This window comes from Rhodococcus gordoniae, from assembly GCF_001646655.1.
GTDB lineage: Bacteria > Actinomycetota > Actinomycetes > Mycobacteriales > Mycobacteriaceae > Rhodococcus > Rhodococcus gordoniae.
On record NZ_LPZN01000048.1, the window covers coordinates 22,502 to 43,132 of the forward strand.

Below are 20,631 nucleotides of genomic sequence, written 5' to 3' on the forward strand. Positions count from 1 at the left end.
CGACATGCGACGACTCGACGGCACCCCTGCGACGCAGCACGTGGACGACACGGCGCTGCGCGCGCTCTACGCCTATCCCGACGACCTGTCCCGGCCGTGGCTGCGGATCAACTTCGTGTCCTCGCTCGACGGCGCCGTGGCGGTCGAAGGACGGTCGGGCGCCCTCGGTTCCCCTTCCGACAAGAAGGTCTTCGGACTGCTGCGCGAGCTCGCCGACGTGATCCTCGTGGGTGCGGGCACGGTGCGCGCCGAGAACTACGGTGGCGCCCGGACGAGCGAGGCCCTGCGGGCGCGGCGGCAGGAGGCCGGGCTGGCTCCGATACCCCCGGTCGCGGTGGTGACCGCCTCGTGCGACCTGCCACCCGACCTGCGTCTGTTCACCGATACGACGATCCCGCCCGTGGTGTTCACGACCGCACGTGCCCCCGGGAGCGCCCGGCGCGCGGTCGAGGCCGCCGGTGGCGAGGTACGCGTCATCGCCGACGCGGTGATCGACGGACCCTCCCTGCTCGCCGCGATCGGCGAGGCAGGATGGCTCCGCGTGCTGTGCGAGGGCGGGCCGAGCCTGTTCGGCCGCATGATCGAGGACGGCGTCGTCGACGAGCTGTGTCTGACCTGGGCGCCGGTCCTGGCCGCCGGTAACGCCGGGCGCATCGCGCACGCACCGACGGCTGCCCTGACCCCCCTGCGACGTGCGCACCTGGTGTGCGACGACGACGGCACCCTGCTCACCCGCTGGGTGCGGACCGATGCTCTGGAAGGAGACACGCATGGCCGATGACGATGTGGTGGAGGGGACGGACACCTCCGACGAGTTGATCGAGCAGCTGGCACAGCTCGCCTCCGACAAGGAGCTGACGCTCGGCTGCGCGGAATCGCTCACCGCCGGCACGCTCGCAGCCCGTCTGGGTGCCGCGAAGGGCAGCTCCGACTGGTTCCGCGGCGGCATCGTCGCGTACTCGCGCGAGGTCAAGTACGGCCTGCTGGACGTACCCGAAGGTCCGGTGGTCAGCGAGACCGCGGCGCGCACGATGGCGGAGAGCACCTCCCGCCTCCTGGGAGCCGGGATCGTCGTCGCCGTGAGCGGAGCCGGCGGACCCGATCCGCAGGACGGCCGTCCGCCGGGCACGGTCTGTTTCGCGACGACCGGTCCGGACGGAACTCGCAGCGAGGAGCAGCACTTCGACGGTGACCCCGAGAAGGTGCTCGCACAGACGGTGCGTCACGCGCTGTCGTTGCTCGTGGAGCGGGCATCCGCCTGAAAATCGGATGCGGTCCCCTGCCTGCGGGACCTACCGTGACGGCCATGCGCGTCGTCTTCACGAAAGGTCCCGGCATCGGGTACGAGATCGCGGTGCATCGCGAGACCGGACCGGAACTCGCTCCGCGCAACGGCCCGGGCGGTCACCCCTATCTCCCCCACGACCTCGTGCACCTGCTGGTCGAGAGGGAGGCGGGCATCGAGCTCGGCGTCTACGGACAGTTGGCCGCCGGCGACAACGGCCTGTTCTGGCCTGCCGACGACGCAGAACGAACCCGGGCCGGTCGGCGCCGCAGGTCGAAGAAGCATGCGATGCCCCCGCGCGCGGAGGCCGACATGATCAGGTCGGAGGAACTGGCGCGCATCGCCGTCCCCGTCTGGGAGGCGCGGCGCCGCCTGGCAGACGGGCTGCCGGCCCATGTCTCCGAGAAGGACGTCGTACCGGTGGTCGACCGCATCGTGGACACCTTCGACGACTACGCCGACCGGTGGCATGCGCTACCGGTCGGCGGGTCGCTCACGGTGACCTGGGAGAGACCGTCACAGAGCCGACGGTGACACGTCCAGGGTCGTCCGGTCGAGGCTCGCGAGCAGATCGAACTGCGGGCCGGTCCTCGGCAGTTCGAAACGGAAGAAATAGCGTGCGGCAGCGCGCTTCCCGTCGAAGAAGTCGCCCTCGCGGTTGCCTACGGCAAGGAGCTGCTCGAGCCACAGCCACGCCACGACGACGTGTCCGACGGCTTCCAGATAGACCGACGAGTTCGCCAGGGCCACAGCGGGATCGCCGGTGGACCACAGTGTCGCGGTGGTCTCCGCGACGCGCCCCACGGCCGCGCCCAGCTGTTCCGCGTAAGCGGCGGCGTCGCCCCCTGCCCGTGTCGCCTGCGCGATGGTCCGTCCTACCGTTTCGCCGAGCAGCGCGAGAGCGGCACCGCCCTGCATGATCACCTTGCGGCCGAGCAGATCCAAACCTTGGATACCGTGGGTGCCTTCGTGAATGGGGTTGAGGCGGTTGTCGCGGTAGAACTGTTCGACGTCGAACTCGCGGGTGTAGCCGTAGCCCCCGAGCACCTGGATCGCGAGGCTGTTGGCCTCGAGGCACCACTGCGACGGCCAGGACTTCGCGATGGGCGTGAGCAGGTCCAGCAGCAGACCGGCGCGTGCGCGCGCCGCTTCGCTCTCGGCGGTGCGCTGGTCGTCGACGAGCTTCGAGCAGTACAAGCCCAACGCCAGCGCACCTTCGACGTACGACTTCTGCGCCAACAACATCCGCCGTACATCGGCGTGTTCGACGAGGGGAACCTGCGGTGAGGCCGGATCCTTCGCGCCGAGCGGACGGCCCTGGGTGCGGGTGCGGGCGTAGTCGAGGGACTGCAGGTATCCGGCGTACCCGAGGGAGGTGGCAAGGAAGCCGACGCCGATCCGCGCCTCGTTCATCATGTGGAACATGTACGACAGGCCCTTGTGCGGCTCGCCGAGCAGGTAGCCGACCGCACCGGCCTTTCCGCCGGGCGTGTGGACGCCCTCCCCGAAGTTGAGCAGGGTGTTGGTGGTGCCGCGGTTGCCCATCTTGTGGTTGAGGCCGACGAGAGCGACGTCGTTGCGTTCGCCGAGGGTGCCGTCGGCCTCGACGAGGAACTTCGGGACGATGAACAGCGAGATGCCCTTCACCCCGTCCGGTCCGCCGGGGATCTTGGCGAGGACGAGGTGGACGATGTTCTCGGTGAGTTCGTGATCGCCGCCGGAGATCCACATCTTGGTGCCGGTGAGGCGGTAGGAGCCGTCGTCCGCGGGCACGGCCTTGGTGGTGATGTCGGCGAGCGAGGAACCTGCCTGGGGTTCGGACAGGCACATGGTGCCGAAGAAGCGCCCCTCGAGCATGGGCGGTACGAAGGTGGCGATCTGCTCGTCGCTGCCGTGCGCGACGAGCAGGCTCGCGTTCGCCGCCGTGAGGAAGGGATAGGCGGAGGTTCCGGCGTTCGCCGCCTGGAACCACGCCATCGACGCGCGCTGCACCGTCACCGGAAGTTGCATCCCGCCGTGTTCCTCGTCGAATCCGCCCGCGAGGAGGCCTGCCTTGGAGAACAGCTCCAGGGCGTCCTTGACCTCGGGGATGATCTCGACGCGGCCGTCCTCCCCGATGCGGGGTTCCTGGGCGTCGGCCTTCTTGTTGTGCGGCGCGAAGTGCTTGGTGGCGATGTCGGCGCTCAGGGCGAATACGGCGTCGAAGGTTTCCCGAGAGTGGTCGGCGAAGCGTGTCCGCGTGGTCAGGGACTCGACGTCGAGCCAGTCGTAGAGAAGAAAGTCCAGATCGCGGCGGGACAGGAGAGGTGAGGGCATCGGGGATCCTTTCGGGCGACGCGGGTATCCGGCCGCAGCAGGAACGAACTAAGCGCTCACTCAGTAGAGCAATGCCGGTGCATGATGTCAACGACGCCTTTTCCGCGACCCGCAGGACGGACCCCGTGACCGACACACCCGAGCAGACCTCCGACGCGCCCGTTACCGTCGATTCCCCCGCCGCCGCCCTTCCGGGCGGCGGATCCGACGTCGCGCGCCGGCTCGTCGCCTCCGCCGTGGAGTCCTTCGCCCGACGCGGCTACCACGCGACCACCACCAGGGACATCTCCGTCGGCGCGGGGCTGAGCCCCGCCGCTCTGTACGTGCACTTCCCGTCCAAGGAGGCGGTACTCTTCGAAGCCGGTCGCAACGGACACCTCCACGTTCTCGAGGAGGTCGAGAGCGCTGCTGCGATCTCCACCGATCCGGTCGAACGGATGCGCGCGATCGTCGACCGGTTCGTGCGGATCCACGCGGTGCACCACACGACCTGCCGCGTCGCGCAGTACGAACTGCACGCGCTCTCGGAGGAGCACTACCGCGAGATCGCCGAGATCCGCCGGCGCACCGACGCCGTGGTCCGCGAGGTCATCTCCTCCGGAGTCGGCAGCGGTGCGTTCCGCGTCGGCGACGTGCCCACCGCAGCCCTGGCCGTCCTGTCGCTGGGAATCGATGTCGCCCGGTGGTACCGCCCGGGCCGAATGGACGTCGACGACCTGGCCCGCCACTACGTCGACCTGGCGTTGTCGATGCTCGGGGCACCCCCACACTGACCCGGGCCGGCCGCCGAACGACGACGAGGCCCGCGACATCGGTCTGACCACCGTTGTCGCGGGCCTCGAATGTCGTTGCGGGCGCGGTTATCCGACGCCGAGCAGATCGATCACGAAGACCAGTGTCTTGCCTCCGAGCGGATGCCCGGAACCGGCCGGTCCGTACGCGAGCTGCGGGGGCACCGTGAGCTTGCGACGTCCACCGACGCGCATGCCCGGAATGCCCTCCTGCCAACCCGGGATCAGCCGTCCCAGCGGGAACCGGGCGGAGTCGCCACGAGCGAACGACGAGTCGAACACCTCGTTGGTCTCGTACTCCACACCGTGGTAGTGCACATCGACCACGCCGCCCGGCTGGGCCTCGTCGCCGTCACCGATCGTGATGTCCTCGATCACGAGATCGGCGGGCGCAGGGCCGGTCGCCGGCTCGATCGTCGGAACCTCCGGCGGCACCTGCACGGCGAGCAGGTCGATGATGAACACGAGGGTCTTGCCGGACATGCGGTGTCCCGATCCGGCCGGACCGTAGGCGAGCTCCGGCGGGATGGTCAGCTGGCGACGCCCGCCGACCTTCATGCCCGGGATGCCTTCCTGCCAGCCGGCGATCAGGCCGGACAGGGGGAAGGTGATGGACTCACCGCGGCTCCACGACGAGTCGAACTCCTCACCGGAATCGAACTCGACCCCGACGTAGTGGACTTCGACCTTCGATCCGGGTTCCGCCTCGGCACCGTCGCCGACCACCAGGTCCTTGATGACCAACTGGGTGGGAGCGGGGCCCTCCTGGAACTCGATTTCGGGCTTTGTCATGCGTGTCTCCTCGTCGGGATTCGGTCGAGATGTCCGGTCGTTACGAGGGTCAGCGCTCCTCGAGGGACGTGTACGGCCGCTCGGTGTAGCCGGTGTAGATCTGACGCGGACGGCCGATCTTCAGGGTCGGGTCGGAGTGCATCTCACGCCAGTGCGCGATCCAGCCGGGCAGGCGGCCGAGGGCGAACAGCACGGTGAACATGCGGTCCGGGAAGCCCATCGCACGGTAGATCAGGCCCGTGTAGAAGTCGACGTTCGGGTACAGCTTGCGCTCGATGAAGTAGTCGTCCGTCAGCGCGGCCTCTTCGAGCTTCATGGCGATCTCGAGCAGTTCGTCGCCCGCACCGAGCTTCTTGAGGATGCGGTCGGCGGTCTTCTTGACGATCGCGGCCCGTGGGTCGTAATTACGGTAGACGCGGTGCCCGAAGCCCATGAGCTTCACGCCGTCTTCCTTGTTCTTGACCTTGCGGACGAAATCCTTGACGTCGCCCTCGGACTTGGCGATGCCGTCGAGCATCTCGAGCACGGCCTGGTTGGCGCCGCCGTGCAGCGGGCCCCACAGCGCGTTGATGCCACCCGAGATGGACGTGAAGAGGTTGGCATCGGACGAGCCGACGAGACGCACCGTCGAGGTCGAGCAGTTCTGCTCGTGATCGGCGTGCAGGATGAGCAGCATGTCGAGCGCCTGCGCGATCTCGGGATCGATCTCGTAGGGCTCGGCCGGGAAGCCGAAGGTCATGCGCAGGAAGTTCTCGACCAGCGACAACGAGTTGTCGGGGTAGAGGAAGGGCTGACCGACCGACTTCTTGTACGCGTAGGCCGCGATGGTCGGCAGCTTGGCGAGCAGACGGATCGTCGACAGCTCGACCTGCTCGGAGTCGTCCGGGTCGAGGGAGTCGGGGTAGTACGCCGACAGGGCGTTGACAGCGCTCGACACGACGGGCATCGGGTGCGCGTTGCGCGGGAAGCCGTCGAAGAACCGCTTGAGATCCTCGTGCAGCAGGGTGTGGCGGCGGATCTTGTCGGTGAAGACCTCGAGCTGCTCCGCGGTCGGCAGCTCACCGTAGATCAGCAGGTAGCTGACCTCGATGAACGTGGACTTCTCGGCGAGCTGCTCGATCGGGTATCCGCGGTACCGCAGGATGCCCTCCTCACCGTCGATGTACGTGATCGCCGACTTGGTGGAGGCGGTGTTGACGAAACCCGGATCCAGGGTGGTGTACCCGGTCGCCGCAAGGAGCTTGCCCAGCTCGATACCGTCATTGCCTTCCGTCGCCTTGGCGATCGACATCGTGTGTTCGCCACCGGGGTAGCTGAGGGTGGGGTTGGTGTCATTCTCAGCGGGCACGAAGGATCCCTCTCAAGCTCAGACCTACGAGAAACTTCCGGACATTCACGTAGAACCTAGCCGTAGCGCGGGGTATGCGCTGAGGCAGGGTCCGCCGAAAGTCCCCGATCGGTATGTCGTCCATGTGGGCTCCGAACGCTCGCCCGCACCCTCTGCGACAGCGCCGCAAGGCCGGCACACGCCGATAACCTGCGGCAATACTACCCAAGTCTCACCAAGGTCGTTACGCGGGGATCTGCGCGTATCCGGCGCCCACGCGGTCACTCTACTCACGGCACCGCGAGGAGCACATCGAGGAGTGCGGCGGTGGCCTGCGCGACGGCTGCACCCTCGAGAGGCGCATCGGTTCATCGGTCGTCGAGTCCGACAGGATCGCCGCCATCACCGGCTGCCCGTCGGGCGACCACACCATCCCGGCGTCGTCCGCCGTCCCTTCGGAGGGACCCTTCCGCTTCGAGGCGCAGAACAGCGGCGGTGGAGAACAGCGCCCGGCATCGCGCAGAACATTCTGCGCGGCAGAGTGTTTCGAATCGGCATGACGCAACCCCGCGCATCGCCGTCACCGGGTTGCACGCGCCGCTTCCGGACGAAGTCGTTTCCGGCGAGAATGTGGACCTGTCGTCACCCGAGGGTGCGCGAGACCCGGTAGCGCACGAACGCAGGGAAAGCGACGACGCACACGGCCGTGCCGACGATCACGAGCACACCGCCACCGGCCGCCGCGACTGCCGTGCCCACAGCCGCTGCGGCCGCACCGTGGAGCACGTCGCCGATACGCGGCCCGCCCGCGACGACCACGATGAACACACCCTGGAGCCGACCGCGCATCTCGTCGGTCGCGACGGTCTGCAGCATCGTCGAGCGGAAGGCCGCGGACACCATGTCGACCGCACCGCCGAAGGCCAGGAAGAACAGTGCGACCCACAGCAGCAGGCCGCTGCCGCCCGGCTCGGCCCACCACACCGCGGCACCGAAACCCACCATCGCCACGCCCCACAGGACGATGCACACGATCACGGCGAGCCCCTGTCGCTGCACTCGCGGCAACCACCCGGAGAAGACGCCGCCGATCACCGCGCCCACCGACATCGCCGCGAACAGCAGACCGAGGGCGAAGCCGCCCTGCGCGGGATCACCGAACGATTCGTGGGCGATCTGCGGGAACAGCGCGCGCGGCATCCCGAACACCATCGCGACGATGTCGACGACGAACGACGCCAGCAGGATCTTCTGTCCGGACAGATACCGGAAGCCGTCGAACACCGCGCGCAGACCGGCGCGGGTCACCTCGCCCAGCGGCGGGATCGCCGGTAGCCGGACCACCGCCCACAGGGTTGCGAGCAGGAAGATCGCGTCGAGCAGATAGAGAGTGGGCAGACCCACGACGGGGATGAGGGCACCCGCGAACAACGGCCCGGCGATGGCACCGAACTGCACCACCGTCATGTTCAGCGAGGTGGCCGCCGCGATCTGCCCCGTCGGCAGCAACCGCGGGATGATCGCCGCGCGGGTCGGCTGGTTGACGGCGAAGAACGCCTGCTGCACCGAGAACAGACACAGCAGGATCCACACGTTGTCCAGTCCGCTCGCCGCCTGCACCCACAGCAACAGGGACGTGGCACCGAGTCCGGCGGAGGTGATCAGGAGCAGCTTCCGGCGATCCATGGCGTCGGCGAGGGCTCCGCCCCACAGTCCGAAGACCACGAGGGGAACCAGCCCGAAGACACCGGTCAGGCCCACATATGCCGAATTGCGGGTGATCTCGTAGATCTGCTGCGGCACGGCGACCACGGCCATCTGGGCGCCGATGACGGTAACGATCCCGGCCCACCACAGCCGGGCGTAATCCTTGGTGCGCAGGGGTGTGGTGTCGGCGAGCAACCGCCTCACGGTTGCAGGCGCTCGGTGACCCAGCGACCGTCGACCGAGCGGGTCCGGATCCTGTTGTGCAACCGATTGGGTCGGCCCTGCCAGAACTCGACCGACTCCGGCACGATCCGGAAGCCGCCCCAGAACGGCGGCACCGGGATGTCGTCGTCGAGGTCGTACCGCTCGGCGGCCTCGACGAGGGCGTGCTCGAGATCGGCCCGCTCCCCCACCGGCCGTGACTGTTGCGACGCCCACGCGCCGAGTCGTGATCCGCGCGGACGGGTGTGCCAGTACGCGAGCGTCTGATCGTCGGGCACGCGGACGACCGGTCCGCGGACCGTCACCTGCCGGTAGACCGGCAGCCACAGGAAGGTGGCCGAAGCGTAGGGATGCCCGGCCAGATGGCGGCCCTTGTCGGACTCGAAGTTCGTGAAGAAGGTCAGGCCGTCGGCGTCGATCTTCTTGCACAGCACGGTGCGGGTCGCCGGGTGGCCCTGCTCGTCGACGGTCGCGAGCACCATCGCATTGGGTTCGGGCACAGCGGTGGCGACCGCGTCCGCAAACCACGTACGCAACAGCGGAAGCCAGCCTCCGGCGACATCGTCCGGGGTGAGATCGCGGTCGGCGGGGGACTCGTCGGTCGGCCCGGCCGGGCTGTAGTCGACACGCATACGCGCGAGGTCGTCTCCCTCGGGGCGCGGCAACGGTGTATCGGACGGCACGAACGACGACGGTACTCCGGCATCCGGAAGGCGGCGCTCGGACCACGAGGACTACAGTTTTCACGACGACCCGAGTGGGGTGCCGATCACACCTGGCGGTGACCTCATTCCACCGGCAGCGCGGCTCGGACCGGGCCGTGCTCGAATGAGGAGAGCCCAACCGTCATGGCAATGCGCACGTCAGTTCCCGAGGATTTCGTCGCAGGACTCGAAGGCGTGGTCGCCTTCACGAGCGACATCGCCGAGCCCGACAAGGACGGTGGCGCACTGCGCTATCGCGGGGTCGACATCGAAGAACTCGTCGAGAAGGGAGTCACCCTCGGCGACGTGTGGGCTCTGCTCGTCGACGGCGAGTTCGGTCGCGGCCTGTACCCGGCCGAGCCGTTCCCCCTCCCGATCCACACCGGCGACGTGCGTGTCGACGTCCAGGCGGGGCTGGCGATGCTCGCACCCATCTGGGGTTTCCGTCCGCTGCTCGACATCGACGACGCCACGGCCCGCGACAATCTCGCGCGTGCCGCGGTGATGGCCCTGTCCTATGTGGCCCAATCGGCCCGCGGCATCTATCAGCCCGCCGTGCCGCAGCAGCGCATCGACGAGGCGAGCACCGTCACGGAGCGTTTCATGGTGCGCTGGAAGGGCGATCCCGATCCCAAGCACGTCGAGGCGATCGACGCCTACTGGGTGTCGGCGGCCGAGCACGGCATGAACGCCTCGACGTTCACCGCCCGGGTCATCGCCTCCACCGGCGCCGACGCGGCCGCATCGCTCTCCGGCGCCGTCGGCGCGATGTCCGGGCCGCTGCACGGCGGCGCCCCGGCCCGCGTGCTGCCGATGATCGAGGAGACCGAACGCACCGGCGATCCGCGCGGACTGGTCAAGGGCATCCTCGACCGCAAGGAGAAGCTCATGGGCTTCGGTCACCGTGTCTACCGCGCCGAGGACCCCCGCGCCCGGGTGCTGCGCAGCACCGCGAAGCGGCTCGACGCTCCCCGCTTCGAGGCCGCGGCCGCGCTCGAGCAGGCCGCGCTGGCCGAACTGCGCGAGCGTCGCCCCGACCGCGCGATCGAGACCAACGTCGAGTTCTGGGCCGCGGTGATCCTCGATTTCGCGGAGGTCCCTGCGGCGATGATGCCTGCGATGTTCACCTGCGGGCGCACCGCCGGCTGGTGCGCGCACATCCTCGAGCAGAAGCGCCTGGGCAAGCTGGTGCGTCCCGCGGCGATCTACACAGGCCCGGATCCGCGACCTGCCTCGGAGGTCACGGGCTGGGACTCGATCGCACACCGTTGACCCCTCCCCCGGCCGGGCCCGACCAGCGCCCGGCCGGGGCTCCGAGGAGGCGGTCTAGACTACCTGTGCACCATGTCCCTCGACTCTTAGGACACGCATTCCGATGGCAGACGCGTCACCGATCATTCCCGCCGACCTGAAGCCCGCAGACGGCCGCTTCGGCTGCGGCCCCTCCAAGGTTCGTCCCGAGCAGCTGCAGTCGCTGGTCGATGTCGGCGCTTCGGTGTTCGGCACCAGCCACCGGCAGAAGCCGGTCAAGGACGTCGTCGCCCGTGTCCGCTCGGGTCTGCGCGACCTGTTCTCCCTGCCGGAGGGTTACGAGGTCGTCCTCGGCAACGGTGGCACCACCGCCTTCTGGGATGCCGCGGCGTTCGGTCTGATCCGGGAGCGTTCGCAGCACTTCACCTACGGCGAGTTCTCGTCGAAGTTCGCGACCGTCGCGAAGAAGAACCCGTTCATCGGCGACCCGATCGTCGTGGGTTCGGAGCCCGGTTCGGCCCCCGAGATCGTCGCCGACGCGTCGGCCGACCTCATCGGCTGGGCGCACAACGAGACCTCGACGGGTGTCGCGGTTCCCGTGCAGCGCCCTGCCGGTTCCGACAACGCCCTGATCGCGATCGACGCGACCTCGGGTGCCGGCGGCCTGCCGGTGAACATCGCCGACGCCGACGTGTACTACTTCGCTCCGCAGAAGTGCTTCGCCGCCGACGGTGGTCTGTGGATCGCGCTGATGAGCCCGGCTGCGCTCGAGCGTGTCGCGGAGATCAAGGAGTCGGGTCGTTTCACCCCCGAGTTCCTGTCGCTGCCGATCGCGGTGGACAACAGCAGCAAGGACCAGACGTACAACACCCCGGCGCTGGCCACCCTGCTGCTGTTCGCCAACCAGATCGAGTGGATGAACGGCAACGGCGGGCTCGACTGGGCGGTCGCCCGCACGAAGGATTCGTCCGCGCGCCTGTACGAGTGGGCCGAGGCATCCGAGTACGCGACCCCGTTCGTCGCCGATCCGGCACTGCGTTCGCAGGTCGTGGGCACCATCGACTTCGCCGAGTCGGTCGACGCAGCCCAGGTCGCGAAGATCCTGCGCGCCAACGGCATCGTCGACACCGAGCCCTACCGCAAGCTCGGCCGCAACCAGCTGCGCGTCGGCATGTTCCCGGCCATCGATCCCGAGGACGTCTCGCAGCTGACCAAGAGCATCGACTGGGTCGTCTCCCAGCTCTGAGCACGCTCGCGAAGCGGGGCCGGGTCCGGGATCGGACCCGGCCCCGCTGTCGTTCGAGTCTCGACCTCGCATCGAGACATTTCGGCGAACCCTGGACGATAACGCGCCGCGTCGGATTTCTTGCGATGCCACTCGGCGTGGCGCGGCGTGTCCGGCCACGAAAAATATCGCGGTCGGTTACAGTCGGGCGGGTCAATCGCGATCGGCGCGAGGAGGTCAAGGTGCGAGAGCTTCGAGTGGTCGGTCTCGAGCCCGATGCTAAGCATGTGGTGCTCGCCGATCCCACGACGGGGGACAAGTTCCGCATTCCCGTCGACGACACCCTGCGCGCAGCCGCTCGCGGGGATCTGGCCCGTCTCGGCCAGATCCAGATCGAGACGACCAGCCAGCTCCGTCCTCGCGAGATCCAGGCCCGCATCCGCGGCGGCGCCTCGGTCGAACAGGTGGCCGACGAGGCGGGCATCCCCGTCGCCAAGGTCGAACGGTTCGCCTATCCCGTTCTGCTCGAACGGTCCCGGGCCGCCGACATGGCCAAGAAGGGTCACCCGGTCCGACCCGACGGACCTGCTGTCGAAACCCTGCTCGACATCGTCACGCATGCCTTCCGCGCCCGTGGGCACAGCCTCGACGAGGCCGAATGGGATGCCTGGCGCGACGACGACGGATTCTGGGTCGCGCAGTTGCGGTGGCACGCCGGTCGTTCCACGAACCGGGCCCACTGGCGGTACCAGCCCGATGCGCACGGTGGCACGATCACCGCTCTCGACGACATCGCGGCCGATCTGGTGGATCCCGATTGCGGTCGTCCTTTGCGCTACCTGACCCCGGTCTACTCGGCGCGCGACGTCGACGATTCCACCGAGGCCGAGAACGCCGAACGTCACGCCCCGATCGCACTGGAGTCCCCCGCTGCCGAAGAACCGGCTCCCGAGCCGACCGCTGCAGAGGAGGCTGCCGTTGCCGCCACCGTGGGCGACGAGGCACCACAGGCCCCCGCGAAGGACAAGCGCGGCAAGCCGGCCCTCCCCTCGTGGGACGACGTGTTGCTCGGTGTGCGCAGTAACGGACGCGTCTGAGGAAGACGTCGGCGATGTCGGCGACGGTGTCGACGCTCTGGTACGTCGACGCACCCGATCCTGCCGCGGTCCTGCGCGAGTTCTCCCCGGATCGTGATGCGGCGCAGGCACTTCTGTCGCGCATGTTCCCCGACGTTCAGGTCGATCCCGGGGTGCGGGTTCCGCTGACCGAGGTCGGTCGAGACGATACGGCGGATTCGGTCGAACGGTTCTGGGTCGGCAGCTATCCCGGCGTGACGGTCGTGTCGAGCCGCCGATTCGCACTGCGCCACCCATCGGAGCTTCCCTCGATGTGGTTGCGTACGCCCGCCGCGGAACACACCTGCCTGCTGGCCTCCGATCCGGCCGGCGCGTGGGGATCGTTCGCCGTGTGGGAGTGCGGCAGGCTGCGACGCAGTTTCGGGGCGAGCACGGTCGAGTTCTTCGAGGACGAGGGCCTGCCGTTCGTGTGGGAACGGCCGTTCTGGGCGGGTGACCATCCGCTCCGCTGGCCGCCGAACATCCCACCGCCCCCGGAGTCCCTGCCTTTCCACCCCCGCAAGCTCGTCGAGGAGGCGCACGGCGCATGGCTCGGATTCCGCTACGTCGGGCGTCGCCACGACGAACCGGACCCGCGCGAGATCGAGACGTGGAGTTTCACGCTGCGCACCCCGGTCCCGCAGGTCACCGCCCCGGCTCCGAAGACCGGCTGGTGGCGGCGCCTCGTGGCGCGTTGACCTCCCGCCCCTACCCCGGATTCTCCACCGGTCTGTTCACTCTCCTTCTGAGATAGTGGTTTTCAGGGAGTCGACGTCCTCGGACGTGATGTCCGGGGACTGGAGGACGATGGCCCAGGCGTCCACGTACTCGGTGCTGTACTTGTGGCCGTGACCGGCCGGCACACCCGTGGAGAAGGGCAGATCTGCCGTGATCTGCCAGAAGGTCACGAACGGTATCCACACCATGTCCTCGAGCACGTCGCGACCGGGGGCTTCACCGATCCAATCCGGTTCGCTCGTGATCAGACGCGGACTCCACCACACGATCGGGTCCGACGGATGCATCAGATACAGCACCCGACTTCCCTCCCACGGAGCGCCGTCGGGAGGAATACCCGTCTGCGGGTCGTTCGTGAATCGCACCGTGCGACCGTCCCGGAAGACCGGCTCGACCTCCGGGCTGCCCTCGTCCCGGCGATCACTGAACTCCCGGAAGAGGACGTTGAAGTTCGGAGGACCGGCGAACACCGTACCCGCCGTCCGATTGCGCAGGTCGTACTCGCCGCTGAAGGCCGTCTCCCCACCGAACGAACCGAGACTCTCACCTGCCACGAACAATCGGGGGCGGGCGTCCTGAGGAAGCTTGGACCAGACGTCGTAGACCGCGTCGAACAGATCGCGTCCGGCTTCCCTCGCCTTCGACTGGTCGACCAGATAGGAGATCCACGAAGGCAGGTAGGAGTACTGGATGGCAACGGTCGCGACATCGCCGCCGGTGAGGTACTCGACGGAGTCCACCAGGGCCGGGTCCACCCATCCACTTCCGGTCGTCGTCACCACCACCAGATTCCGGCGTTCGAATCCGCCTGCCCGCGTGAGGTCTTCGACCGCCAGCGCCGCTCGCGTCTCGGTGTCCTCGGACGACGCCAGACCGGCGTAGATCCGGATCGGTTCGAGGGCAGGACCTTCGGTGAACCGGCCGATCTGCTCGGTGGACGGACCCTGCCCGACGAAGATCCGCCCCTGCCACCCCAGGGAATCCCACGGCACCACCGAATCCGGTCCGCCGGAGCGTAGCGCGGTCGTCGGTTGCTGCACACCTTCCTCGGTCTTCGTGTCCCGTGCCGAGAACGCCGTGTTGGCGACGTCGATGAAACCTGCGAGCAGCACGCCGGAGACGAGCGCGTACACCAGGCCGGCGACGAGCACCCATCCCACGACGTTCGCCGCTCGCTGCCCGATCCACCGGTCGAGCGTCTTCGCCGCCCAGCGATACAGACCGCGAATACCGCGTCCGATCGCCAGGAGGAGGCCGAACACCAGTACCGCGATGACCGGCGAGAGCACCGTGAACACGAGATCGTATTCGGAAATCCCCATCAGAGATCGGATTTCGTGCTGCCAGTACTGGCCGAGCCCGAAGAAGACCGCGAAGAGGACCGCCCCGCAGACTCCGAAGATCCACCACGACGCAGCCTTGGGAGACCGAGGAGGCCGGTCGGCGAACGCGCGCCACACGAACGCGAGGAGCACCCCGAGGCCGTATCCGATCGCGGCAGTGATCCCGCAGATCATCCCCTGCAGGATCCCACCGCGCGGAAGCAACGACGGGGTGAAGGACAAACATGCGAAAAGCACTGCACCCCAACACCCGGGAAGCGTGAGATGCAGTGCACTCCGTCGTCGCTGCGAACGGGAAGCGCCGGACTCGGTCGTGATGTTCCCGACCGGTCCGCCCCGAACGCCGCGACCGCCTTCCTGCACGGCCGCGTCAGTAGTAGTCGGAACGCGGCTGCCAGGTCGAGACCGCCCAGATCACAACCACATCGAGCGCGATGATCAGGATCGACCACCACGGGTAGTACGGCAACCACATGAAGTTCGCAAGGATCGACAACGCGGCGATGACGATGGCCGTGACGCGAGCCCACGTGGCGCCGCTCATCAACGCGAGACCGGCGACCAGCATCACGACACCGAGGACGATGTGGATCCATCCCCAGGTGGTGAAGTCGAATTTGAACGTGTATTCCACGCCCCGCACGAAGACTTCGTCCTCGGCCACCGCGGCGATGCCCTGGAAGATCTGGACGATGCCGACGGTTGCCAGGATGATCGCTGCGCCGATCGAGGTGCCTGCGGCGATGCCCTGTTTGACACTCGTCCCGCCCCGGTCGGGGCGTACATCCTGCGACATGACAATCCTCTCGTGTAGGAAGAAGACATCGACCGTGCGCCGCTCCTCACGAGGAGCGGTTACGATCCGATTCTCAGAAGCAAGGGTGTCTTCGGGTTATGCTGCCACCCTTGAATTTTCGACCGCCGGCTTCTCGACGCGACGAGGCGTCGAACGCACGAGCCGACCACGGGAGGGCACCGTCGCAGTGCCCTCCCCGCGACGATGATTCACGCGATGGGCACGCCGTCACGTCCGGTCGTGGCGTTACCGAGCGCCTGAGCCTTGAGGTGTTCGTACTCCGCGGGCGTGATCGCACCGGAGTCGAGCAGGGCCTTCGCATCGGCGATCTGTTGAGCCGGAGACTTCCCGACCGCCACGGTCCGGATGTATTCGTCGGTGGCCTGCTTCGCCTCCGCTTGGGCCTGCTGTGCCCGCAGCGCCATTCCCCGACCGCGAGCGATCAGGTAGACCAACGCCGTCAGGTACGGAAGGACCACCAGACCGATGACCCACACCGCCTTCACCCAACCGGATACGGAGTGATCCCGGAAGAGGTCGACGATGATTTGGAACAGGACGATCAGATACGCCACGAAGGCGAATACGACGACGGTGTACCACACGTAGTCCCAGAATGAATCCATAGCCGAACCTCCCCGGCCGAACCGATGGCGGGCGATGCCCTGTGAAACCACCGGAGAATGAAGATCTCGAATTCTGTTGTCCCTGCGGTGTGCCGCAACGGCACTGCCACTACTCGCGGCCCCCGGTCCACTCGTCGACACCGGTGTCGAATCGTGACGACTGTCCGATTCGGGCTTCGGCAGGTCCATCTTCGGTCATGACGACCTCCGTCCCTCTGTTCGGGAGGGCCGGATATACCATACGCCCGTTCCCGGGTCGAGGGCACCGGTTTGCGCAATCGGCGCGTTTCGGTACCGGATCGGGTCGATCAGGAGTACACCGCCCGGGGGTTCCAGGTTGCGACCGCCCAGATGACCACTACATCGAGGGCGATGATCGCGAGTGCCCACCCGGGGTAGTAGGGAAGCCACATGAAGTTCACCAGGATGGACAGCGCGGCAATGACCATCGCCGACACCCGCGCCCATGTCACCCCGGAGATCAACGCGATGCCCACGATCACCATCACGACACCGACGACGATGTGGACCCACCCCCACGTGGTGAGATCGAACCTGAACACGTACTCCTGACCGGTGACGAACACTTCGTCCTCGGCGACCGCCGCAATCCCCTGCAACAGCTGCAGAGCGCCGATCAAGGTCATGATGATCGCGGCGCCGACCGACGTTCCCGCGGCCAGACCCTGCTTGACCGACATTTCCTCCCGATCGGCATGCACATTGTGAGACATGATGCTCCTTCCGGACGACCCGTCATCATCGAGTGTGCGCTCCGCCGGAATTCTCCAGTAGGGGTTGACGATTTTCCTCCGCCGGTGAGCACACCCGGAACGGTCAGGCCACGAGCAGCGCGAGCCATCCGAACGGCACGCCGCCCACGACACCGGCCGCGAGCCAGCGCAGCACCGGCACCCGCAGCCACGACCACACGGTCGGGACGATTCCCGCGGCCGTCACGATGTTGACGACGACCGCGAGAACCGGATCGATCCGGCCGAGCACCCGGCCGCAGGCCACGACGGCGATGACGGTGGCGACGAAGGAGAATGCCGTCAGTGTGAGCCCCGTCCCCCACGGGGTGGGCGCGGGGTCGCGAGCCGGGATCATCGCGGCAGCCGGACCCGCTCGTAGAACGCCATCGCCGCCGCAGTGGCCACGTTCAGCGAATCCGTGCCGGGCGCCATGGGAATTCGGGCACGCACGTCGGTCGCCCGCATCGCCTGCTCGGTCAGACCCGGGCCTTCGGCACCGAGCAACAGTGCGACCTTCTCCTCCGTCATCGCTTCCGCGAGCGGGATCGCCTGCGGATCGGGAGTCAGCGAGATCAGCTGGAATCCCTTGCCACGCAACTGATCCAGGTCGGACGGCCATCGGTCGAGATGCGTGAAGGGAACACGGAGGACGTGCCCCATCGACACGCGGACCGCCCTGCGGTACAACGGGTCGGCGCAGCCCTTCCCGAAAAGCACACCGTCGACACCGAGGCCGGCCGCGTTGCGGAACATCGAGCCGATGTTCTCGTGGTCGTTGACCCCTTCGAGCACCGTGACCGTGGTCGCCTTGCCGAGGACCTCGTCGAGCGACAACGGTGCGGGTCGGTGCGAGACCGCGAGCACGCCTCGGTTGAGGTGGAACCCGACGATCTCGGCCATGGTTCCGACGTCGGTGCGGTAGAAGGGCACGTCGACGTCGCACAGGTCGCCGGCGAGTTCGTCCAGCCGTCGACCCACTCCGAGCAGGCTCGCCGGAGAGAACCGGGAATCGAGCATGCGCTGGACGACCAGCACACCCTCAGCGATCACCAGCCCCTTCCGACCGGGAAGGTCGGGCCGACGATCCGCCGAGTTGAGATCGCGGAAATCGTCGACCCGGGGGTCGGAAGGATCGTCGATGTCGATGACGTGAACCACCGGGACATTCTCCCAGCGTCCGCGTCCCCTCCCGCACCGGGTCGGTCGACGCGACCGTGACACGAGGTCGACGCGACCGTGACACGAGGTCGGCGCGACCGGGGGTACGAGGTCGACGCGACCGGGGGTACGAGGTCGACGCGACCGGGGGTACGAGGTCGACGCGACCGGGGGTACGGTCAGTCGTCTTCCGCGACCAGCGCCGTGAGGATACCCACGGCCTCGCGCAGCGTCGCGAGCGATGCGGAGTCGAGATTCTCGAGCCGTTCGGTCAGCCACACTTCACGTGCCTGGGCTTCGTCGGCGAGCAACTCGGTCCCGGCGTCGGACAACGTCACGATGATCTGTCGTCCGTCCGTGGGATGCGGTGTCCGCTCGACGAGGCCGAGTTCGTGAAGCGAGGCGATGACCCTGGTCATCGAAGGCGGTTGGACGCGTTCGCGCGCAGCCAGCGCCCCCGGGGTCATCGCACCCTCCTGCGCGAGGGTGGCCATCGCCGAGATCTGGGTCAGGGAAACTCGGGAATCGGTGCGTCGCCCCCGCAAATGACGCGTCAGACGCACAACGGCGAGTGAGAGGTCACCGGCGAGTGCGCGTGTATCCGAGATCATGGCGTGCAGAATACGTCACATCGCCCGAAACACGCCTCGGCCCTCTACGTGAGCAGTTCCGTGATCGGATCGACCGAGAAGTACAGGGCGAACAGCCCCGCGACGATCCACATCAGCGGATGGATGGTGCGGATCTTGCCGCTGGCCGCGTGCAGGACCACCCAGGTGATGAAGCCGACGCCGATGCCGTTGGCGATCGAGTAGGTGAACGGCATGACCATGATGGTCAGGAAGGCCGGCAACGCCACGGCGAACACCGAGAAGTCGATGTCGCGGACCTGGCCGATCATCAGGGCACCGACCACGACCAGCGCCGGAGCGGCCGCCTCGATCGGGACCACCTCGTACAGCGGAGTCAGGAACATCGCGAGCAGGAACAACACGCCGGTGACCACGTTGGCCAGGCCGGTGCGGGCTCCTTCCGCGATACCCGAGGCCGATTCGACGAACACCGTGTTCGAGGAGGCCGAGGCGCCGCCACCGACGATGGCGCCGGTGCCCTCGACGACGAGGGCCTTGCCGATGCCCGGCAGGGTGCCGTTCTTGTCGGCGAGGTCGGCCTCCTTGCCGAGACCGGTCATGGTTCCCATCGCGTCGAAGAAGTTCGCGAGGACGAGGGTGAACACGAGCAGCGTCGCGGCGATCACGCCGATGCGGGTGAACGCGCCGAACAGGTCGACATTGCCGACGAGGCTCAGGTCCGGGATCCCGAAGAAGGAGTCCGGGGCCTCGGGGGTGCTGAGGTTCCAGCCCTTCGGGTTGGTGCCCAGGGACGGACCGACGTCCGTGACCGCTTCGATGATCATCGACAGGATGGTCGTGACGACGATGCCGATCAGCAGTCCGCCGCGCACCTTGCGTGCGACGAGCACACCCATCAGCAGGACACCGACGACGAAGACGAAGGTCGGCCACGAGGCGATCGATCCGTCGATACCCAGGCCGACCGGAACGGTGGTGCCGGCGGCGTCGGGGATGCGGCGTACGAAGCCGGCGTCGACGAGACCGATCATGGCGATGAAGGCGCCGATACCGGCGGCGATGGCGGCCTTCAGTTCCGCCGGGATGGCGTTGAACACCGCGGTGCGGAAGCCGGTCAGGGCCAGCACGACGATGATGATGCCGTCGATGACCACCAGACCCATCGCTTCGGGCCAGGTCACCTGCGGGGCGATGGTCACCGCGAGCAGGCTGTTGATGCCCAGGCCGGCGGCGATGGCGAACGGATAGTTGGCGACCACACCGAAGACGATGCTCATGAAGCCGGCGACCAGCGCGGTGACGGCCGCGACCTGATTGATGGGCAGGATGTTGCCCAGCACGTCGACCTTCGCGCTCGCGTCGTCGGCGGAGAAACTACCGAGGATGAGCGGGTTGAGGACCACGATGTACGACATCGCGAAGAACGTGACGATGCCGCCACGCACCTCCCGGGACACGGTCGAACCGCGCTCGGTGATCTTGAAATAGGCGTCCAGAAAGGACGTTCGCTTGGAGTCGGTGCCTACGGCCATGTCCACAAAATCCGCTCGTCGAGTACGGGGCGTCGCAACGGGAACCGATTATTGCAGCGCGAAGGAACTAATCTGCAATCCGTGGAACCCGCCCAGCTCGTCGCCGCCCGTATCCGACGCCTCGCCGACCCCCGCCCCGCGCTCGCCGTGGGAACCGCTCTGTGGGTGGTGGCGACCGTCGTCGTGTTGTGGGTCGGCGGCGATCTCCGCGACGATGCGCTACCGATCTGCGTGGCGGGAATCCTGGTGGGGCTGCTGGGAACTGCGCTCTTCCTGCTGCAGCGTCGCGCCGCCCGTCGCGGCGACCGCGGCGCCCAGGTGGGTCTGGACTGATTCCCGTACACCGCCGTCCGCG

The 20,631-nt window shown here is 67.6% G+C and carries 22 protein-coding genes and 1 pseudogene; 9 read left to right on the forward strand and 14 right to left on the reverse strand.

All coding sequences use genetic code 11. The features are described 5' to 3' along the window. Positions 1 to 4: 4 nt before the first annotated feature. Genes A8G18_RS16845 through A8G18_RS16855 form a run of 3 tightly spaced genes read left to right on the forward strand, consistent with a single transcriptional unit; the run spans position 5 to position 1,819 of the window. Complete coding sequence (locus tag A8G18_RS16845) at positions 5 to 781, forward strand: pyrimidine reductase family protein (protein WP_016933026.1); 777 nt, start codon at positions 5 to 7, stop codon at positions 779 to 781. Continuing rightward, a complete protein-coding gene (locus tag A8G18_RS16850) occupies positions 771 to 1,262 on the forward strand; it encodes a CinA family protein (RefSeq protein ID WP_016933027.1) in 492 nt (163 codons plus the stop codon). Before A8G18_RS16845 ends, A8G18_RS16850 begins: the two co-directional genes overlap by 11 nt. 44 nt (positions 1,263 to 1,306) lie before the next feature. Beyond that, complete coding sequence (locus A8G18_RS16855; RefSeq protein ID WP_026003041.1) at positions 1,307 to 1,819, forward strand: hypothetical protein; 513 nt, start codon at positions 1,307 to 1,309, stop codon at positions 1,817 to 1,819. On the opposite strand, the gene A8G18_RS16860 is transcribed toward A8G18_RS16855, so the two are convergent. Beyond that, a complete protein-coding gene (locus tag A8G18_RS16860) occupies positions 1,802 to 3,601 on the reverse strand; it encodes an acyl-CoA dehydrogenase (RefSeq protein ID WP_064064763.1) in 1,800 nt (599 codons plus the stop codon). The genes A8G18_RS16855 and A8G18_RS16860 overlap by 18 nt on opposite strands. A 77-nt stretch (positions 3,602 to 3,678) precedes the next feature. Between A8G18_RS16860 and A8G18_RS16865 the strand changes: the two genes are divergently transcribed. Then, the gene (locus A8G18_RS16865) at positions 3,679 to 4,374 is read left to right on the forward strand and encodes a TetR/AcrR family transcriptional regulator (RefSeq protein WP_064064798.1); all 696 of its coding nucleotides are present in this window, start codon (positions 3,679 to 3,681) and stop codon (positions 4,372 to 4,374) included. An 87-nt stretch (positions 4,375 to 4,461) separates the two neighbouring features. On the opposite strand, the gene A8G18_RS23445 is transcribed toward A8G18_RS16865, so the two are convergent. From A8G18_RS23445 to pdxH, 5 genes and pseudogenes are all read right to left on the reverse strand, one after another. Beyond that, positions 4,462 to 4,857 (reverse strand): FKBP-type peptidyl-prolyl cis-trans isomerase, encoded by a 396-nt coding sequence (locus A8G18_RS23445; protein WP_232284705.1) that lies wholly within the window; start codon positions 4,855 to 4,857, stop codon positions 4,462 to 4,464. Beyond that, positions 4,834 to 5,184, reverse strand: a pseudogene (locus A8G18_RS23450) (FKBP-type peptidyl-prolyl cis-trans isomerase); the annotation flags it as partial. The gene A8G18_RS23445 and the pseudogene A8G18_RS23450, both read right to left, overlap by 24 nt. Before the next feature lie 49 nt (positions 5,185 to 5,233). Continuing rightward, positions 5,234 to 6,532, reverse strand: coding sequence for a citrate synthase (locus A8G18_RS16875; RefSeq protein WP_016933032.1), 1,299 nt, complete (start codon positions 6,530 to 6,532; stop codon positions 5,234 to 5,236). Between the two features lie 621 nt (positions 6,533 to 7,153). Continuing rightward, positions 7,154 to 8,422 carry an MFS transporter gene (locus tag A8G18_RS16880; RefSeq protein WP_064064764.1) on the reverse strand — a complete coding sequence of 423 codons (1,269 nt, stop codon included), beginning with the start codon at positions 8,420 to 8,422 and terminating at the stop codon, positions 7,154 to 7,156. Then, positions 8,419 to 9,105: a pyridoxamine 5'-phosphate oxidase gene (gene pdxH / locus A8G18_RS16885; protein WP_165369259.1), complete on the reverse strand. Its 687-nt coding sequence runs from the start codon at positions 9,103 to 9,105 to the stop codon at positions 8,419 to 8,421. Before pdxH ends, A8G18_RS16880 begins: the two co-directional genes overlap by 4 nt. Positions 9,106 to 9,288: 183 nt before the next feature. Between pdxH and A8G18_RS16890 the strand changes: the two genes are divergently transcribed. The 4 genes from A8G18_RS16890 (at position 9,289) to A8G18_RS16905 (ending at position 13,433) form a co-directional block, all read left to right on the forward strand. Then, positions 9,289 to 10,416, forward strand: coding sequence for a citrate synthase 2 (locus A8G18_RS16890; RefSeq protein WP_064064766.1), 1,128 nt, complete (start codon positions 9,289 to 9,291; stop codon positions 10,414 to 10,416). A gap of 103 nt (positions 10,417 to 10,519) precedes the next feature. After that, complete coding sequence (gene serC / locus A8G18_RS16895; protein WP_016932820.1) at positions 10,520 to 11,641, forward strand: phosphoserine transaminase; 1,122 nt, start codon at positions 10,520 to 10,522, stop codon at positions 11,639 to 11,641. Between the two features lie 221 nt (positions 11,642 to 11,862). Continuing rightward, positions 11,863 to 12,717 carry a septation protein SepH gene (gene sepH / locus A8G18_RS16900; protein WP_165369252.1) on the forward strand — a complete coding sequence of 285 codons (855 nt, stop codon included), beginning with the start codon at positions 11,863 to 11,865 and terminating at the stop codon, positions 12,715 to 12,717. Between the two features lie 14 nt (positions 12,718 to 12,731). Next, positions 12,732 to 13,433, forward strand: coding sequence for a DUF6928 family protein (locus A8G18_RS16905; protein WP_064064768.1), 702 nt, complete (start codon positions 12,732 to 12,734; stop codon positions 13,431 to 13,433). Positions 13,434 to 13,469: 36 nt separating this feature from the next. On the opposite strand, the gene A8G18_RS16910 is transcribed toward A8G18_RS16905, so the two are convergent. From A8G18_RS16910 to A8G18_RS16945, 8 genes are all read right to left on the reverse strand, one after another. Further along, positions 13,470 to 15,053: an alpha/beta hydrolase gene (locus A8G18_RS16910; RefSeq protein WP_064064799.1), complete on the reverse strand. Its 1,584-nt coding sequence runs from the start codon at positions 15,051 to 15,053 to the stop codon at positions 13,470 to 13,472. Positions 15,054 to 15,186: 133 nt separating this feature from the next. After that, complete coding sequence (locus A8G18_RS16915) at positions 15,187 to 15,612, reverse strand: DUF7144 family membrane protein (protein ID WP_064064769.1); 426 nt, start codon at positions 15,610 to 15,612, stop codon at positions 15,187 to 15,189. Between the two features lie 209 nt (positions 15,613 to 15,821). Beyond that, on the reverse strand, positions 15,822 to 16,238 hold the full coding sequence (locus tag A8G18_RS16920; protein WP_064064770.1) for an SHOCT domain-containing protein: 417 nt from the start codon (positions 16,236 to 16,238) through the stop codon (positions 15,822 to 15,824). A gap of 308 nt (positions 16,239 to 16,546) precedes the next feature. Next, on the reverse strand, positions 16,547 to 16,972 hold the full coding sequence (locus A8G18_RS16925; RefSeq protein ID WP_016932827.1) for a DUF7144 family membrane protein: 426 nt from the start codon (positions 16,970 to 16,972) through the stop codon (positions 16,547 to 16,549). Positions 16,973 to 17,075: 103 nt separating this feature from the next. Then, complete coding sequence (locus tag A8G18_RS16930) at positions 17,076 to 17,348, reverse strand: DUF2537 domain-containing protein (protein ID WP_064064771.1); 273 nt, start codon at positions 17,346 to 17,348, stop codon at positions 17,076 to 17,078. Next, the gene (locus tag A8G18_RS16935) at positions 17,345 to 18,151 is read right to left on the reverse strand and encodes a TrmH family RNA methyltransferase (protein WP_064064772.1); all 807 of its coding nucleotides are present in this window, start codon (positions 18,149 to 18,151) and stop codon (positions 17,345 to 17,347) included. Before A8G18_RS16935 ends, A8G18_RS16930 begins: the two co-directional genes overlap by 4 nt. Before the next feature lie 179 nt (positions 18,152 to 18,330). Further along, positions 18,331 to 18,762, reverse strand: a complete 432-nt coding sequence (locus A8G18_RS16940; protein ID WP_026002996.1) for an Rv0880 family HTH-type transcriptional regulator — start codon at positions 18,760 to 18,762, stop codon at positions 18,331 to 18,333. Between the two features lie 44 nt (positions 18,763 to 18,806). Next, a complete protein-coding gene (locus A8G18_RS16945) occupies positions 18,807 to 20,276 on the reverse strand; it encodes an NCS2 family permease (RefSeq protein WP_064064773.1) in 1,470 nt (489 codons plus the stop codon). 81 nt (positions 20,277 to 20,357) lie between these two features. On the opposite strand from A8G18_RS16945, the gene A8G18_RS16950 reads away from it, so the two are divergent. Continuing rightward, positions 20,358 to 20,609: a DUF2530 domain-containing protein gene (locus tag A8G18_RS16950; RefSeq protein WP_016935129.1), complete on the forward strand. Its 252-nt coding sequence runs from the start codon at positions 20,358 to 20,360 to the stop codon at positions 20,607 to 20,609. Positions 20,610 to 20,631: the final 22 nt, after the last annotated feature.